Origin of the sequence: Bacillus sp. FSL W8-1202, from assembly GCF_038006165.1 — a bacterium.
Classification (GTDB): Bacteria; Bacillota; Bacilli; order Bacillales; family Bacillaceae; genus Bacillus; species Bacillus subtilis.
On record NZ_JBBOUR010000001.1, the window covers coordinates 77073 to 93903 of the forward strand.

The window sequence follows — 16831 nt, forward strand, 5'->3', positions numbered from 1 at the left end:
CCAGTTGTAAGTGAATTGCCATGAACAAAAAGACAAACGGTCCGTTTGTCTCTTAAGATTTCAGCACTGACCGATTATAAATGTCGTCCTGAATATATATCAATTCACGATTCACGGCGATGTCAGCCGCAATGACGATTCCTAAAGGCGTATGAAACTGAAGATCAGATACAATCTTGAAGGGCACTCCGTACCGGTTCGCCATTTGGATATAAGAAGAGTAAGACTGATACTGAAGCTCTCCATTAATCAAAAGGGTGACGTTATGGCTGTTTTTCAGCTCGTGCTCCGCCTCTTTATACGGTTTGCTTCTAAGCACCTGTCCTTTCGTCAGTGCCAAAACGACTCTTTCTCTTAAAGAGCCTAAAAACAAATGGCGCTCGTCAGGCTTTGTCTCCAAAGGCCCATACATTCCTTGCTGCAAATAGAGATCCATTTTGTCTTCACTCAAAAGCCTGTCCTCCCGTCTTGTTTGTCTTCATTATCACCTGATCAGGCAGGAGCTAAACTTTCAAGCGCCGTTTACATTTCTGTTACCCAATGAATGATTTTTTTGGCCAGCTCACCAGCAGGGGTTTCCTCTGTATGCCGGCGCAACGACGCTTCCAGCCGTTCAGGCAGAGTTGCTTTATCTTCTTCATAGGAAATGATCGTGCTCCACTCCAGCTGCGGTACCGCTACAAGCGTGCGCAGTTCTTTTCTGTTTTCATGCAGATACACGTCCGTGATCATTCCGGTTTGCGTATTGATATTTGCTTTTCTGATTTTCATAACATGACCTCTCTATTTAAAGACTACCCATATTATACAATAAAAAAGCAACAGCCTCTTGTGAAAAGGCTGTTACCCGTTAAACGAAACTGTTTCATCAGTGATATCGGCATCTTCGAAGAGAGTTTTACTCGTTTGGTTGTTAATCTTCACAAAATCACCAAGCTGAAATGCGCCTGACCCCGCCCCTGAATGAGCGACGCTTTTGGGCGAAATCGCAAATATGTCTCCAAAGCTTGCCGCGGCATTACCCGTAACTGACATGATATAAATCGGCCCCACAATTGCAGGCATTTCCCCACCTCCGCATTGATTTACAGCATCATATGCAAAGAGCCGATAATGGTGCCCGCCTATTCAGCTGGCTTTGCGTTTTCTTCGAGTCATGACCGCTGGCGAAGCTTGATCAAGCGGACAATATTCAGGAAGAACGCCTTCACTACCGCATAAACCGGCACCGCTAAAATCATGCCGAGAATTCCGCCGAAGCTTCCCGCTCCGATTAACAGCAAAATAATCGTAAGCGGATGGGTATTCAGCCGCTTCCCGATCACAAGAGGAGACAGCAGGTTTCCGTCCAGCTGCTGAACGATGACGACCACAATAATCGCAAACAGCGCTTTGGCCGGCGAGTCCATAAAACCGACAATGACAGCCGGCGCGGCACCGAGAAAAGGCCCGACATAGGGAATGATATTGGTAATCGCCATGACAATCCCAAGAATCAGGGCATACGGCAGTCCGGCAATTAAATAGCCGATAAAACACGCTGTCCCGACAAAAAGACAAATTAACAGCTGACCCTGGAAGTATGCCGCAAGCGTATCGGATAAATCTTTAAAAATCTTTAAGCCTTCTGTCCGATAAGAAGCCGGAAGAATTTTTACTGCCAGATGCGGAAAGCGGTGTCCGTCTTTCAGCATGTAAAAAAGGATAAATGGAACAGTAATAATAACAAGCGTGATGTTTGTCACGACGCCAAACACCGCAGATAAACTGGACGTGATATTTTGCGGCAGGTTTTGGAGAAAACTTGTCAATGACTGTTCAATTTTTGATATCGATACATAATCCTGGTTCATCATCCAGGTAAACCATTGAGAATGGGACAAATCCTTTGTCAGCGCCTGAATCTGTTTTATATAATCAGGAAGGTTGTTAAACAGCCCTGTCACCTGTGAGGTGATGATAGGTCCGACTGACGCTGAAATAAAGGCAAGCAAACCGATAAACAGTAAATAGATCAATAGAATGGATAATGTCCGCGGAATTTTTTTCTCAAGCAAGCGGACGACCGGATTAAATATGAAATACAAAATTCCCGCAATCAGCATCGGGAAAAACAATGTCGAGATAAAAACAATAAACGGCTGAAATACAAATGAAACTTTTGTTGCTACATAAATAATCAGCAAAACAAATAAAATCTGCAATGTCCAAAAATGGACTTTTGATTTCAACAAGCTTTGTTCCTCCTAGTTTTTCTTTGTCTGTCAGATAAAAGAACTTATACCCCATCATTGTAACAAAAATGAACTCATATCAGAACTCTTAATATAATGAAAGGAGTGTTGGTGATGAAGGCCGTGACATACGATACAGATTCAGAACTGGCTTATATCTATGTTCTTCCTCCGAAAAAGAACAGGAATGTACGGACTGAGGAGCTCAGAGTCAATGATTGTCTCCTGCTGGATATCAGCCAAGATGGCAAAATCGCCGGATTCGAATGTTTTGGTGAGGCAGCACACCTCTGTGCCCCATTTGCCGGGAAATCCCGGCTGTATGTAAAAGATTCAGACGGTTATCATTTTCGGGTCTGCCAGCATGCTTCAGTCCGTTCCTGCTATACGGTGTACGGTGTCACTTTCTGTTTTTCAGATGGTGACTATCAGGAATTTGCTGGCTTTGACCTTGATGGAACAATGTATCATAGTGCGTTTTTACAGCGCTTAACTGAAAAATAGGACGTCCCGGTGTACGCCTATTTTTCATGCGCAAGCACTGTTAGACCCGCTCACTGTAATCTGGGATGACGGAAATCATGTGCTGGATTCTGATCAAACAAACAGAATTTCGGGCTCCTTCAATTGTGATATGGTCAGGTTTTACATCGATCAGTCTGCCTCTGACCGTATCTCGTACTGTCTATATAACGAACCTTGAGCCGATGAGCTTTTTAATGGTCTGATAGACATAAGGATCGACTAAAGAGACCAGTTGCGGACTACCTTGGTTGACCATACTTTTATCCCCTTTGTGTGTTCTATCTCAGCTTATGCCGCGCTTATGGATAATGACACAGGCTTACCTGATAAAACAAAGGGGTGCGGAGATTTTAGGAGAATACGTTTGGAAGCGGGTGTAAAGGAAGTATCGATGAAGCGGAGACAGCGAAGAAAGCTGGCGCTGTTCCGTACTTATACAGGCTTTATCACGGATGCCTGGGCTTGGTCGATTAATTGGTCCAGCTTTTCTATTTTTTTTCGTGCGGTTGAAGGATCAATTTGGCGGTAATGATGGTGGCCGCCCGGCTCTTCATCCAGTTCGTCCGCTTTTTTGACAATCTGCTGCAGTGTGTTTTTATCTAATTCGCCTTCAGGCAAATAGGAATCTGTATGAAGCAAAATGGCTAGTGCAATCTCTTTTGCTGCTTTCGGTTCCTCGCCAAGCCGAATCAGAAGTTTATGCGCCCGTTCCGCCCCTTTAATGGCATGAATGTCATTTCTTTTGTATTTCTCATAATCCCACTTTCCGTCTGTATACCATTCATAATGGCCAATGTCATGAAGCAGTGCCGCTTTTACTGCTAAATCAGGATTAATGTCAGCCTTCACAGACAGCCTGTATGCATGATAAGCGCAGGCAATCGCATGTGCCACGCCGGAACGCTGAAGATATTTTTGTGCAATTGGATGGGTGAAAACATCCATTAATGTAACCTTTCTCATGGAAACCCCTCCTTTAGATATTTTTAGAATCCTAACATAATTTGCAGAGAAACTCAATTCTTATGTCACATCATTTTGATCTTCTTATCATCATTGTTATACCCTAAAAGCAGCGTTTCAGTCAGTATATGCGGCTGTTCAATAAAATGCGCTGGCTGCAGCCTTTTGTATAAAAAAAAGAGCAGAAAATATCTGCTCTACAAAAACTCTTTAATATCATAAATGCGGCCGTTTTCCGTCCCTTTTTCTAGTAAAGAAAGCAGCGTGCCGGCAATAAAGTCCGGACTGCGAAGGCTTCCTGTTTCATTTAATTTCCGGAATCGTTCAATGTGGTGGAAATCCTTTTTCGATGAAGAACGGATGACGGCCTGCATCTCAGTGTCCATCACTCCAGGTGAGAACGAAATCATGTTCACCGGCCGCTCTTCATCCTCCTGTTCAAATCCGAATGTCCTCGTAAACATGTCGAGCCCGGCTTTTGAACTGCAATACGCGCTCCATCCCTTATATGGATTTTTGGCGGCTCCTGAAGTAATGTTGACAACCGTCTTTTTGCCGCTGTATGAAGCAAACCGTTTTGTAAACAGCTGACTCAAAAGCACGGGCGCAGTCAGGTTCAGCTGATAATGGCGCTGAAGCTCGTCAAGAGACGCTTCGCCGGCACGTTTGATCGGCGTTACCATTCCGGCGTTATTAACCAGGGTAATACCAGAATAACGATCTGGATCGATGGATGAGAGCAATGTTTCAAATTGCTGTTCAGCTTCTTCGAGATTGATGAGGTCTATTTGATGCTGCGTTAGTTTTTCATGAGAGACATCCGTTTTCGTTCTGGATAAGGCATGGACTTCATGCCCCTGTTCTAAAGCCTGTAATGCAATGGCTTGACCTAGCCCTTTTGATGCTCCGGTGATGATATAAAGTTCCATTGGAAACCTCCTTTTCCGTTATTATTGTACGGCACCGCTTTTACACAACACAAGCACGCGGCCTACGCCTTCTTGTTTTCCTGCGCTGTGACTTTTGGGATGAGGAACACGATGCCTGCAATTCCGAGCAGGATCAGTACGACATAGATCATCGGCAGCAGCAATGATGATGTTTCTTGTTCATCTTCTGTTTCCGTTGATGATGTCTTTGTCATTGGTTTTTCAGCAAATGTAATTCCAAGCTGTTTCGACTGGGCCGCAATCGTGTTGGAATCCTCGGCATTTGTTGATGTAAACAAATCTTTTATCAGCTCGGCGTCCTTGTCCTTTGGTTTATCAAAAGTAATATCCTTCTGTTCCTCAGGCAGTTCTGTTTTTTCTTCATAGTAGGTATCTTCATGCAAATAATTCGTATCGATTTCGATGTCTTTTTTCTCATACTGGTTTGGCGCGACATCTGTATTTTCTTCAGTTTGGGCAGCCGCGGCAGAGGGTATGAAAAGGGAAAAGGAGAGCATACAAATCATGATCCCCTTTTCCATGCTGCGATTACGCTTCATACGTTTCATCGCTTTCTGCTGTGTGTTCAGCCATCAGCCGGATAATCAGCGGCAGAGCCGCGGCAATCACCGTAATGATCAGCAGAACTGTTATTCCCATTGTAAACAAGTGCCCAGTACCGTACTGGATGTCGATATATACTTTCGAAACCGGATCTTCAAATGTAAAGTTCGGCATGATCAAATCAATAAGCGGTGCGACATAGAATAGAATCATAGCTGCTGAAGCAACCCATCCAGGGATTGATCCGAATCTGAATGCCGTCCGGATGAAGGCAGAGCTTGCGACCAGCAATAGAATCGTGAACACCGACCACTTAATCGTCTGATCGTCCGGCAGTGAATAAATATTCAAACCGAACAAGCTGATCATAAGTCCGACAAGGATATTCAGAATTCCGAATAACGCTCCTTTGACGAGAAGCGGTGCGTTTTGGTAATACGAGCTGAAATAGCCGATTAACAGACTGCTGATCAACACAATGACAAGGATGACAACCGGCGGTACCGTCTGAATTTTTTCTTCCGGAACCTCTCCGCTGATTTTAAGCGGATTCGCTAAGTAATCATATACATAGCCATTGTTTTGCCCGTCTACTAATGTATTTCCGAGTATGCCGTATACGTCATTGCGCACGAGTTTCGTGGAGGCGACATTTTTCCCCCAGTTGTTGTTTAAGGTGTCGGCTTTCGCTTGAACATCATTGACGCTTTGCTGCATGTTGGTTGTGTAATCAATGATGCCTGACTGGCGATCAGACAATGAACCCATCATATCTGACATTTGCAGCACTTCCTGGCCGACCGTATCTTGGACACTCAGTGCCATGGTGCCAGACAGCCCGTCGTTGCTGAACGTCGCAGATTCCTGTGTTGCGCCTGTTACCAGCTGTTCTGTCGCTTTTGCGGCACTTTCAGAGATTTTCGTCAGTTCGTCGAGAACACCTGCTTGAGAGTCACGGATAAAGCCGCTGTAGTCGTCCGCAAACTTGGTCATTCCGTCGATGAAGCTGTTAATGTCTTCATCAGTTTGCATCGTGTTGTTCTTGAGAGCTTCCCAGCTGGCTGATTCTGCAGGTGAGAGAGCTAGGACTGATTGGACGTTGCCATCTTGCTCTTGGATGACTTCACCTTTAATAATAGTCAAAGAGCCTAGATCCAGATTATCATTTAGCGTAGACTTATATAAATTTAAAGAGTTGTAATACTTCATCAAGTTAGAAATATTATCAGTTTCAATTCTACTTGAAAAAATTGAACTTAGTTTTTCTTTCTGATCTACATAGCCTCTACTCTGCAAAGTTTGTATTATTTCGTCTTCCAAATTGTATATTAACCTATAAGCATCATTGACATTATTATCAAAATCAACCAACTTTTTTGTTAAGTCACCAATTTGATCATTTAATTTTGAAACTGTTTTATTTAACTCTTTAATTTCTTGATTTAACTCATCAATATGTTTCTCTAGTTTGTTGTTATGTTCCTCTTGTTTTTCTTGAAGTGCATTTTCTATTTCCTCTAATTTTATCGCTGCTTCGTTCAGACGTTTTTTTGCACCTGAAATATCAGTTTCACCGTCAGCTCCGTCACCCTGTAGCCCATCACTTTGATTTGAGCCATCGTTTTCATCTGCGAGTTCAATCAAAGAGAAATCTGTTTTAGAGGTTCCTGTATTCTCCGTGTTTGTATCTTGTTCAGGAACGTTTTTTGAAGATTCTTGATGTTTTTGTCCCGTTTCAATGTTAGTTTGAACATCATTTTGTGATCCATTATCTTGAGTACCCTCTTCTGATGAGCCAGTATCTTCATTTGTTGGCTGATCATCGGATGTTGGAATATCATTCGACGGTTCTTCAGTATTAGGAGAATCATCGGTTGATGGTTCTTCAGCATCGGGTGTTGTTGGTTTTTCTTGTTCAGGTTCTTTTAACCCTTCAGAGATATCTTTAATTTCAGTTGCAACATTTTTGAGCTCATCCCGCTGCTTCTCTAAATCCAATTTTATATTTATTATCAGATGTGTCTTCTCCATCTTCCTTATCTGTGTCATCTTTATTATCAGATGTGTCTTCTCCATCTTCCTTTTCGTCGCTTTCCTTAGGTTTAAGTAAACTAAGGCGGTTCTTCCCGATATTCTCTTGCAATTGATTTAAATTTTGATATTTAATAGCTTCATATTGACTTTTATATCGAGATAGAAATGCATTAAACATGTCATTCTCAATTTTTTTCATACCCATTTCTTGCAATGGCACTTGATTTTGCCTTAACTTTTCAGCATTGTTCAACGCAAGGTTTGTCAGTCCTATTTGTGTCTTAGCTTGGCTGATCCCAGTTGCCAATCCGCTCATGCGTTCGCTGAACTGATTCGCCTTTTGCTGTGCCTGGATGGCATCCAGACCTGTCCGGATTTGCTGCTGTGTTGAATCCTGGGCTGCCAAAAGCAGCTTTTTCTGATTTTCTTGATATTCCTTGTATCTTTCAACTGTTTCAATGAATTCTTTTAACGTGTTTTTAGCTTCCTCCGCTGTAGAAGCTTTTTCTTTTGTCGTGCCTTGCGCTTCATTCATTGATTTCTTCAGCTCATCGATTAAGTCTTTTTGCTGTTTGATTTCACCTGCTAAATCATTAGAGCTTGGTTTGTAAAAGTTGTACATGACATTCTGGAATTCAAATTCTTTATTGACGATCTTGTCAAATTCTCCTCTGATGTTGTCCACTTTTTGTGAAACAAAATTCCAGTATAAGGCCGACATTTTTTTGTTCATTGTCTTTTGGGCATCCTCAAGCTCCCGCTGAACTTTTTCTTTGTTAACCGCATTCAGGTTATCTTGAATGCTGAATTCGAGCGTTGCTTTTTGAGGATGGTCTTTGTCATAGCTCAAAATGTTTTTTGAGAAGTCTGAGGGAATGTAGACGATCGCATCGTATTTCTTTGAAGCGAGACCGGTCTCGGCCGCGCTTCGGTTTACGACTGTCCACGAATAATCAGGACGTTCACCCAGAACGGCCGCTACTTCCTTGCCAAACTGGGCGGATTTGTCCTCTTCTTCAGACTTTACCTCATCACTCAATACGCCTGTGTCTTCATTCACCACCGCGATTTGCCGGGTGGAATTGACTGCTTTTTTCGTCGGGTCGTCTCCGATAAATCGGAAAAACAACACCGGCAGCAGCAAAATGATGATGACGGCGGATATTAACTTGATCAAGCTTTTTCGTTGTTCTGTCATCTAGCACTCTCCCTTTCAGCAGAACATAAAGGAATTTGAACTTTTTGCTCCTTCCCGTTTTCCACAACATATCCGAAGCCCGGCTGAATCTCAGGCTCCTGTCTTTGGTACGGGAGAGGAATGACATTTTGCTCAGACTTTTTCATCAGCAGAATCACGTGGCGGATTTGCTTCATCTCAGTCGTCAAGGAGTCATAGCCTTTTGAGAATTCGCTGTGATTTCCGCCCGGGATAAAGCTGAACCCAAGATGAGCGTATGATTTCATGAAGTTAGCGAGACGGTCTTGTATTCTCGTATCAATCGTCTGCTGGAATCTCGTTATCCCGTCAATCATCAGCACCACTTGTGAGAATCGCAGATTTTGCGCGTCTCCTTGGCGGACGGCTTCCACATACATGGCCTCTCTTGTTTTGAAAATGTCTTCTGCTGTTTCAATCCACTGCTCAATATCTTCTTTCGTTTCCAAATATGAAACAGCTGATTCCTTCGCATAATGAGATAAGCCGCGGTCAATCGAGTCAAACAGGCCGATCATTTCAGTTTCATCATCAATCAGATGTTCGAGCATTACTTTTAAGACGTTTGTTTTCCCGCGCTGAGTCTGGCCTAAAATCAGGCAGTGCTTATGCTTGCCTAAATCAAAATAGACTGGGCTGACTGTTTCTTCATGAAGCCCGATCGGTACAGATAAAGGCTTGCGTTCCAGCTTGAAGCGGAGAGAAAATTCTCTCGTAGACAAGCTCTCAGGCAGCATCGGAATCGGTGCCGGCTGCTCCATTGAAGCAAAGCGCTCTTGAAGTTTCTGAACGTCTGATTTCAGCCCGTTGAACATGCCGATATCATCATCAGCGTCAACAGGCAGGAACATTTGCGCGAAATAAAGCTCTTCCTTTTGAATGATGACGCGTCCCGGAATCGGCTCAAGATTGAATTTCGGACGGCCGTAAATGGAATATCCTTCCGATTGATCCATGAGATAATGGACAACCTTTGTTTTCAAGTTATTTAACAATGACTGGCGGACAGCATTCACCCGCGTTGCTGTCAGCATAAAGTAGATACCCAAGCTTTGTCCGTCTCTGGAAAGCTGGACAAATTCCGATTCAAGCTCATGCATCTCATCCTTGACAATGTCAAAGTTGTCAATGGTGATAAAGATGAACGGAAGCTCTTCTTCGCTCAGCGCATTGTACATTTTGATGTGGCTGATTTCTTTTTCCCGGAACAAACGTTTACGGCGGTCAATTTCTTCTTTGATGCGAATCATGAACTTTTCAATTTTCCTTGACTGGTCCATCAGGAAGTAATCCGCGGTATGCGGGAGCTTCGCTAATGGCAGCAGCGTTCCGTTTCCGAAATCAAAGATATAGACATGAAGCTCTTCAGGTGTGTATACGTCCGCAAAACTCATCAGGAACGTTGCGGCTGCAATCGATTTTCCGTAGCCCGAAGAGCCGAAGATGCCGATATTTCCATCTTCCATCATCTTATAAGCAATTGGCGCCTGTCTTTGCAAATCAGGTTCATCGACATACGCAAAGTGGAAATGGTCTTTTTCGTTTGAAGGGAAAAGAGTGCGCGGAATACGTTCCGCAAGCGGCGGCAGCCAAGGGCTTGGCAGCTTCTCGATTCCCATTTCATCTTGGATGCGTTCAATTTCGTCAACTACAGCTTCGATTTCGGTTTGAACGTCTTTTTTCGCGTTATCTTCGGTATCAACCTCAGAAAGCGGGATCAGACCCGTATCTGTAACAATCGCGATTTCATCCTCGGTACCGTAGACCTCCTCTAAGTAAGGCGCCCCGCTCCATGCAGATTGGAACAGCTCATACACTTCATTGTTTCCAACCTGCAAATAGCCGCGGCCTGTTACGGTAATGTTTGCGGCATCGCTGTTTTTCAAAATTTCTTTACTGTCGGTGGCATCCTGGACCTTGAGCGCTACTTTAAAGCGCGAGTTACTCCAGATCTGATCGTCGATGATGCCGCCTGGCTTCTGTGTCGCCAAAATCAAATGAACGCCGAGGCTTCGTCCGATACGCGCGGCACTGACAAGCTCCCTGATAAAATCAGGCTCCTCGCTTTTCAGCTCGGCAAACTCATCAGAAATTAAGAACAAGTGAGGCATCGCCACTTCTGCTTTCCCTTGCTTGTACAGCTTTGTATAGTCATTGATGTGATTGACTTGATACTGGTCAAACAGGCGCTGCCTTTTTTTCAGCTCGCTTTTAATGGAAGCAAGCGCACGCATACTGAAGTTTTTGCTTCCTTCAATATTTGTGATCGTGCCGAGGAGGTGGGGAATGTTGCGGAACGGCTGCGCCATTCCTCCGCCTTTATAGTCAATTAGTAAGAAAGCCGCTTCATGCGGATGAAAATGCACTGCAAGTGACAAGATGTAGGTCTGGAGAAATTCACTTTTCCCTGATCCCGTTGTCCCCGCAAGCAAGCCGTGCGGACCGTGTGCTTTTTCGTGAAGGTTCAGATACACAATGTCATCTTTCCCTTTATAGCCGATCGGCACTGACAGCGACTTCGACGATTCACTTGTCAGCCATCTTTGCTGAATGCCGATTTCTTTTACTTCCTTCGCATGAAAAAGCTCCAGGAACGATACCGTTTCCGGAATGGAATTCGTAATGCCGACCTGGTGGTTCAGCGTCCGCAGTGTGCGTGAAAACCGTTCGTTGTCCTCACGCTGATGATGATCGAGACGGAACGGAATTCTTACCGCTTTTTTCTTTTGTATTAAAATGTCGCCTTCATGCTCATTAATGTAGCGGACAAGAGTCGTAATGTTTTCCGACAAGCTTTCCTTTGTTTCCGCAGCGACAATTGTCGAGATGCCCAGATGCTCATGCTGTCCTTCTAAATATTCGAGAATGACATGCTCAGAGATCAGCTGCTGATTCGTGATGACAAATACAAAATGCGGTTTGAACTGCAGTTTTTCTTTGTCATCTTCGAGATCACGCTCTCTGATCAATTCGTAAAGTGAAGACAGAAGCTGATCTCGGGTTTGCTCATTATAAATAAATCCTTTTGCATATATATGGGGCATTTGAAATTGCGGAAGCCACTTCATCCACTCCCAGTCTTTATACTCTTCTTCATGAAAAATAAATACAAAACGCAAATCGTGATAGCTGTTAAAGAACGACAGCTGTCCGATCAGCTGGTGAATCTCATTTTTCACAATTTGTGATTTACCGACAAGCCCCATCGGACCTTCTGCCAAATCGACCGTCACCGGCGCATTGCGGATGTCCTTATAGACGCGCTGCATGTGCTGCGATTTCTCCATGAGGTCATCGATATCACGATTCGCCAAGTCTCCGCCGCTCATATTGATTTCATAGCTTGACGGAACTGTTCCCGTCCCAAGCCGCAGCTGGAGATAATCCTTGCTTTCAAGTGATTTTTCCCAGATCCGGTCACTGATTTCACTTGTTAAGTATTTCATTTGTTCAAATGAAGGAAAGTGAAATTCAAGAACCTGCTTTTGCTTTTCAGCAAGTGCCTGAAGCTCTTTCCGCTTATTGTCTAAGTAAAGCTTATATACACGCTCCCGTTTTTCCTCACGTTTTTTCCGCTGGTTTTTATCCCGGAAATATTGCACTGTCGAGGTAATGAGAGTCATCATAAACATCGCCAAAGAAACGAGTATAAATATGCCGCGCGGCTGGATGATGGCAACTACGCCCATCACGATCAGCATCACAAGCGGAGGCAGGATGACGAGCCACAGCCCTCTGTTGGTTTGATCGCTCTCCTGAGAGGGAAAACTGAAAGAAACGCGGTCATCCGGCAGATCGTATACCATCCGCGGCGTTCTTCTGTACTGCGGATATTTTTTCTGCATCTCTGTACTCGGTTTGACCGTTTCTGTTAACGCTGTTTCAAACTGGGCATAATGAACAATTTCTAAAAGGTCTTGTTCCGTCACCCTCATTTGCGTGAAGTTCCAGAATATTTCATCCCCCGGCTTGAGCGGCGTATTGGCGTTGATTTTCTCTCCGTTCAAGAAGATCGTTCCGCTTTCAGGGCGGACCGACCAGCTGCCGCCTGCACGAAGCAAAGAAAACGTGCTTTGTTCTGCAAATGCAAAATCTTGCGGATTCAGATAAATATCTGCATTCGTTTTTTCTGAGGAACATACAATTTCATCCCGATTTCCCGTAAAATAAACGGATTTCTCAGGTTCACTGCCCGTCAATATCAAGCGTATATCCTGCTGATCCGTTTGGAGAGTAAATGATATATCCGTCTCAATCGTGCCGAGACAATCATTTCGCAGGAAAACTTCGTATTGGCCGCCGGATTCCTTTCTTTTAAGAGAAATCACTCCGCTATTAAATGGAATGGAGCTGATCGTAACAGAATCCTTCACATCAGGCCCTATGGTCACCGGATGAGACGACGGGAGGTTAGACAGATTTATTTTTTGAACGTTATTTTGGTAAAAAACCCATAATAGACTCAAATGGCGAACCCCCTTACGGCCGAATGGCAGCATGCGATGACCTGTGCTTCATGTCTCACGTTATTTGTCATCTTTTTTCTCATCTTTCTTTTCTGTTTCTTTTTTCTCGTCTTCTTTTTTCTTCTGTTCTTCTTTTTTCACTTTTTCCTCGGCTGCGGCTTTTTCTTCTGCCGCTTTCTCTTCTGCTTGTTTTTCTTCGTCTGTTTGTGTCTGTTCTTCGCTTGTATCGACTAACGATGTTTCAGAATTAGACTGTTTATTTTCTTGACGTTCTTTTTGGGCTTTTTCAAGCTCACTATTTACTGAGTCAAGTTCTTTTTGTATGTCTTCATCATTTGTATCCTCAGATAAAAGCTGCTGTTTATATTTAGCTAGGGCAAAGTAAATATAATCATTGTATTCAAGCTTACGGCCGATACTGATCGCTTCTTTGTATTCTCCTCGACCATAATCAATCCAATATAAGAAATGCTGAGGGTCTGATTGAAGGGTGACTAAGTTATTTTCTATATTTTTGGTTTTTGCACTCCCCAGGTTTTCGACCTCAACATAGGACGTCGCCAGCTGATACTGCACCGATTCAGGCAGGCTTTCCGCATCGTACTTGGACAGTGTGCTGATGACTTCACTGTACTGCTTGTTTAAGAACGCACGGTTGCTGTCCACTATCGCCTGGTGCTTTGGCTGCGCGAAAAATAAGGCGTACATCGAATAAATAAGTGCCGGTACAAGCAAAACAATAAGCCCCAGGCCGATATATCGCTGGATGTTCCACTTCTTTCTCGGGATATGTATGTATGTTTTTGCTTTGGCTTCGAGCTCATCAATATGGGTTTGAATCAGCTCGAGCAAATCATCATAGGATTCAGCATCTAATATCGCCTTTGGCTCTGCGGAGAACGTCAGCGTTTCATTGAATTTCAGGTAGTCTTCAAACGCAAAAGCGCCGTCAACTGCCAAAGCCGCTGCCGCTTTCAGCTCCTGCCATACTCTTTCCTCATCACGCTCGTAAGGAGGAATGCTTTCTTTTACTCCATAATGGAGAAAATAAGGCGTAAGCCCTTTATCGAATACAATGTTTTCAGGAGCGACAATCAAATTCAGCCTCGACAGATTGTGCTGCTGTACGGCTTGAACAAGCTGATAGGCAAACTGCCATTTACTTTTTTTATCCTTAGCTTTCATGAAGCGGAATGCTTTATAGGAGGAGGGAGGTTGGATTGTGATGATTACTTCATCATCCGTCACATCGATTTCTTTATGAAAAAATGGATTTATATCTTTGATCACGTTAGCTTCAAGACCGTCGAGAAGCTTTATTTTTTCCCGTTGAAAGGTAAATGTATAGCCGGCATCTGTTTTCTCGGCAACAGCTTCTAATTGGTTTTCTAAATATGATTTTTGTTTACCTGACATTCAACCAGATCCTTTCATAATATTTCAAGCCGGTCTCCGTTTGTAATGCCGCAATCAGACAGCTTGCATTCTCCGGAAAACACCTTATCCTTGTTCACCACTCTGATCCAGTGCCCTTCGCGCGGAGGCATAGATACGCTTTGGGCCTGCCAAGCAATATCAATTACTTTTTTCACCGGGTGGTAATCTGACAATCTGAGATCAAAGACACTGCCGTTATAATGTTTCAAATCTATTGTAATATCAATATACATTTAGGATCACCCTTACATAGAAAGAGCGCCGTCTTCTTTTGAATCAGGCGCTCCTTCCCTTTCATACTGTTATCCGCGGATTTGATTTGCGATGTCTTGGTCAGTAGACTCAAGTGTATTTGCTGTTTGATCAAGCTGCTGATTCACATCTTGAAGCAAATCTGACATTTTGATAAATGAAGGTTTGAGCTGCTCGTATTGATCTGCGAACGCTTCGCTTGAAGCACCTTCCCACATGCTTTTCAAATCAGAGATCATTCGGTTTAAACGATCAACCTGATTTAATACTTCTTGGCTTTCAACGCCGTATTGCTTCGCCATCGCTCTTAGCTCTTCGGGTGTGACACGAATTAATCCTGCCATATTCCTCATTACCTCCTGTGCCATCAGCCTAAATATGGGCTAATTCACTTATTTTTAGAACGTCATTATTATAAAAACAGTTTTTCGGCATAGTCAAACAAATATGTTTTAATTTTACAAAATGAGTCCAATGGTTTACCCCGAATCACTTTAAAATGACATATACTGTAAAGCAAATAGGTTTATTTTCTTAATCTTCTCTTCATTCTCCGAATAATCCAAAAGACCCAAATAACTCTCCAACTCCCAAAAAAAACCTTTCAGAAAATTTGATGCTACAGCACCATTTCTGAAAGGTTCAGTTTTTTCTTTCCTTAATTAGTCTCGCCTCCGATGACTTTCTTAGAAGATTAATAGGATAAGCTGTCGTATTATATGAGGCATACAACTGTCCTGCAAAAAGGCGATTACACCGCCAAATGTATATAGAACGTTTCTCTCATGAAATTGTTTTTTTGCTTCTGTTCTTTGTTGTTGATTTTCACAAACAACAACAATCATAATAAAAGGAAGGGGATGAGATGTCAAAGAGAAATCAAGCACGAAAAGTAGGGAGATTTATGACCATGCCGAATGATCCGTTTAAATATAGTTTTGACAGACTTGAAGATGTGGCTGATCATATCAGCGACGTTCTGCGGTGCCCGATCACCATAGAGGATGTTAACCACAAGCTGCTTGCCTACAGTACACACAGCGACTGCACAGACCCTGCCCGGACGTCTACCATTATTGGCAGAAGGGTACCGGAGAAGGTGATTAACAAGTTGTGGAAAGATGGGACAATTCCAGCTCTCTTAAAAACGGACCAGCCGATCAGAGTCAAGCAAATTGATGAAGTCGGGCTGAGCAATCGCGTCGCTATTTCGATTTGGAAAAACAAGCAAGTACTTGGCTTCATATGGGCGCTTGAGATCCAAAAAACATTGTCCGATGAAGATCTGCTGACATTGCAAATGGCAGCAAAAGCAGTGAAAAACAAGCTTCTCAAACTTCAAATCAGAAAAACGAAAAATGAAGAACGCAGCCAAGAATTTTTCTGGAAAATGCTGACCGGACACATCCATCAGGAGGATGATATGGCGGATGGGTTCCATAAGCTTGGAATCGCCGCTCCTTCAGAGTTTTCCGTTATGATCATCCGCATAAATGGCGAGCTGACTGAAAAAATCGAACAGCAGCTGCAATATTTACAGGAAACGACCCAGCAGGTTTACGTGCTGCTGGCGACCGTAGATTCCAATGAACTTATTATATTAACCTCACCCAAAACAGATCATCCTTTTCAAGATTTAAAACAGTTTGCTTTAAGTACGCAAAAACAGCTGAAGGAGCGGTATAAAATAGAAGACGTTTCTATCGCTTTTGGCGGAATATACAACTCTATTTCTTTTGTCTCCCGCTCCTATCAGGAAGCATTGTCCGTCTTAAAAACGAAGGAACGGTTCGCTGAAGAGACCAAACATCTTTTCAGCTTTTCTGAGTTAGGCATTTATCAATACTTAGATGTCTTATATGAAAAACGGAAACAGGCGGGCCATTATAATTACTCGCTTTCCAAACTGGAACAATATGACCAGGATCACCAGTCAAATCTGGTAGAGACACTAGAGCGCTTTATTGAAGCAGACAGCAACGTGAATACCGCTTCTAAGCTGTTAAATATACACGTTAATACGTTGAATTACCGACTCAAGCGGATCAGCCAGATCGCTGAAATTGATTTGAAAAATGTGAATCAAAAATTCACCATCTATTTAGATATCAAACTTCGGCACATGGATTTGTGAAATTTCACAAATCCATGTTTTTTTATTTTCTTAATCAAACAAAGAATTTTCCAAAATATCAAGCTACACTAAAAATA

At 43.1% G+C, this 16831-nt stretch carries 13 protein-coding genes and 2 pseudogenes; 2 read left to right on the forward strand and 13 right to left on the reverse strand.

Going from position 1 to position 16831, the window contains the following annotated elements; translation table 11 throughout:
* Positions 1 to 52 precede the first annotated feature (52 nt).
* From NSQ09_RS00430 to NSQ09_RS00445, 4 genes are all read right to left on the reverse strand, one after another.
* Positions 53 to 451 carry a YueI family protein gene (locus NSQ09_RS00430; protein WP_017695530.1) on the reverse strand — a complete coding sequence of 133 codons (399 nt, stop codon included), beginning with the start codon at positions 449 to 451 and terminating at the stop codon, positions 53 to 55.
* A 71-nt stretch (positions 452 to 522) separates the two neighbouring features.
* A complete protein-coding gene (locus tag NSQ09_RS00435) occupies positions 523 to 771 on the reverse strand; it encodes a YueH family protein (RefSeq protein ID WP_003228783.1) in 249 nt (82 codons plus the stop codon).
* 72 nt (positions 772 to 843) lie between these two features.
* The gene (locus NSQ09_RS00440; RefSeq protein WP_014480711.1) at positions 844 to 1065 is read right to left on the reverse strand and encodes a spore germination protein; all 222 of its coding nucleotides are present in this window, start codon (positions 1063 to 1065) and stop codon (positions 844 to 846) included.
* Between the two features lie 89 nt (positions 1066 to 1154).
* Positions 1155 to 2234, reverse strand: coding sequence for an AI-2E family transporter (locus NSQ09_RS00445; RefSeq protein WP_341030312.1), 1080 nt, complete (start codon positions 2232 to 2234; stop codon positions 1155 to 1157).
* Positions 2235 to 2348: 114 nt separating this feature from the next.
* Here NSQ09_RS00445 and NSQ09_RS00450 point away from each other — a divergent pair, with 114 nt between their 5' ends.
* Positions 2349 to 2738, forward strand: coding sequence for a DUF2283 domain-containing protein (locus tag NSQ09_RS00450; protein ID WP_015251329.1), 390 nt, complete (start codon positions 2349 to 2351; stop codon positions 2736 to 2738).
* A gap of 40 nt (positions 2739 to 2778) precedes the next feature.
* Here NSQ09_RS00450 and NSQ09_RS00455 read toward each other — a convergent pair.
* The 9 genes and pseudogenes from NSQ09_RS00455 to NSQ09_RS00495 all read right to left on the reverse strand — a co-directional run bounded on the left by NSQ09_RS00455 (position 2779) and on the right by NSQ09_RS00495 (position 14964).
* Positions 2779 to 3015 (reverse strand): annotated as a pseudogene (locus NSQ09_RS00455) (YuzF family protein).
* 176 nt (positions 3016 to 3191) lie between these two features.
* Positions 3192 to 3722, reverse strand: a complete 531-nt coding sequence (locus NSQ09_RS00460) for an HD domain-containing protein (RefSeq protein WP_017695534.1) — start codon at positions 3720 to 3722, stop codon at positions 3192 to 3194.
* A gap of 197 nt (positions 3723 to 3919) precedes the next feature.
* A complete protein-coding gene (locus tag NSQ09_RS00465) occupies positions 3920 to 4651 on the reverse strand; it encodes a (S)-benzoin forming benzil reductase (protein ID WP_017695535.1) in 732 nt (243 codons plus the stop codon).
* A gap of 62 nt (positions 4652 to 4713) precedes the next feature.
* Complete coding sequence (gene essA / locus NSQ09_RS00470; protein ID WP_010886603.1) at positions 4714 to 5169, reverse strand: type VII secretion protein EssA; 456 nt, start codon at positions 5167 to 5169, stop codon at positions 4714 to 4716.
* Positions 5170 to 5200: 31 nt separating this feature from the next.
* A pseudogene (gene esaA / locus NSQ09_RS00475) lies at positions 5201 to 8447 on the reverse strand (type VII secretion protein EsaA).
* Positions 8444 to 12931 carry a type VII secretion protein EssC gene (gene essC / locus NSQ09_RS00480; RefSeq protein ID WP_341030315.1) on the reverse strand — a complete coding sequence of 1496 codons (4488 nt, stop codon included), beginning with the start codon at positions 12929 to 12931 and terminating at the stop codon, positions 8444 to 8446. The pseudogene esaA and the gene essC overlap by 4 nt, the downstream one beginning before the upstream one ends.
* Positions 12932 to 12991: 60 nt before the next feature.
* The gene (gene essB, locus NSQ09_RS00485) at positions 12992 to 14347 is read right to left on the reverse strand and encodes a type VII secretion protein EssB (protein ID WP_341030316.1); all 1356 of its coding nucleotides are present in this window, start codon (positions 14345 to 14347) and stop codon (positions 12992 to 12994) included.
* A gap of 14 nt (positions 14348 to 14361) precedes the next feature.
* Positions 14362 to 14601, reverse strand: a complete 240-nt coding sequence (gene yukD / locus NSQ09_RS00490) for an ESX secretion system protein YukD (RefSeq protein ID WP_003228763.1) — start codon at positions 14599 to 14601, stop codon at positions 14362 to 14364.
* Positions 14602 to 14670: 69 nt separating this feature from the next.
* Positions 14671 to 14964: a WXG100 family type VII secretion target gene (locus NSQ09_RS00495; protein ID WP_003220661.1), complete on the reverse strand. Its 294-nt coding sequence runs from the start codon at positions 14962 to 14964 to the stop codon at positions 14671 to 14673.
* Positions 14965 to 15485: 521 nt separating this feature from the next.
* Between NSQ09_RS00495 and adeR the strand changes: the two genes are divergently transcribed.
* Positions 15486 to 16754 (forward strand): sporulation transcriptional activator AdeR, encoded by a 1269-nt coding sequence (adeR, locus tag NSQ09_RS00500; protein ID WP_341030317.1) that lies wholly within the window; start codon positions 15486 to 15488, stop codon positions 16752 to 16754.
* Positions 16755 to 16831: the final 77 nt, after the last annotated feature.

What these genes read in the sequence shown, in the direction of transcription:
- yukD (WP_003228763.1), bottom strand. Translation starts at nt 14,601, where the DNA reads ATGTATATTGATATTACAATAGATTTGAAACATTATAACGGCAGTGTC.
- NSQ09_RS00465 (WP_017695535.1), bottom strand. Translation starts at nt 4,651, where the DNA reads ATGGAACTTTATATCATCACCGGAGCATCAAAAGGGCTAGGTCAAGCC.
- NSQ09_RS00495 (WP_003220661.1), bottom strand. Translation starts at nt 14,964, where the DNA reads ATGGCAGGATTAATTCGTGTCACACCCGAAGAGCTAAGAGCGATGGCG.
- essA (WP_010886603.1), bottom strand. Translation starts at nt 5,169, where the DNA reads ATGCTCTCCTTTTCCCTTTTCATACCCTCTGCCGCGGCTGCCCAAACT.
- NSQ09_RS00450 (WP_015251329.1), top strand. Translation starts at nt 2,349, where the DNA reads ATGAAGGCCGTGACATACGATACAGATTCAGAACTGGCTTATATCTAT.
- essB (WP_341030316.1), bottom strand. Translation starts at nt 14,347, where the DNA reads ATGTCAGGTAAACAAAAATCATATTTAGAAAACCAATTAGAAGCTGTT.
- NSQ09_RS00435 (WP_003228783.1), bottom strand. Translation starts at nt 771, where the DNA reads ATGAAAATCAGAAAAGCAAATATCAATACGCAAACCGGAATGATCACG.
- adeR (WP_341030317.1), top strand. Translation starts at nt 15,486, where the DNA reads ATGTCAAAGAGAAATCAAGCACGAAAAGTAGGGAGATTTATGACCATG.
- NSQ09_RS00460 (WP_017695534.1), bottom strand. Translation starts at nt 3,722, where the DNA reads ATGAGAAAGGTTACATTAATGGATGTTTTCACCCATCCAATTGCACAA.
- NSQ09_RS00440 (WP_014480711.1), bottom strand. Translation starts at nt 1,065, where the DNA reads ATGCCTGCAATTGTGGGGCCGATTTATATCATGTCAGTTACGGGTAAT.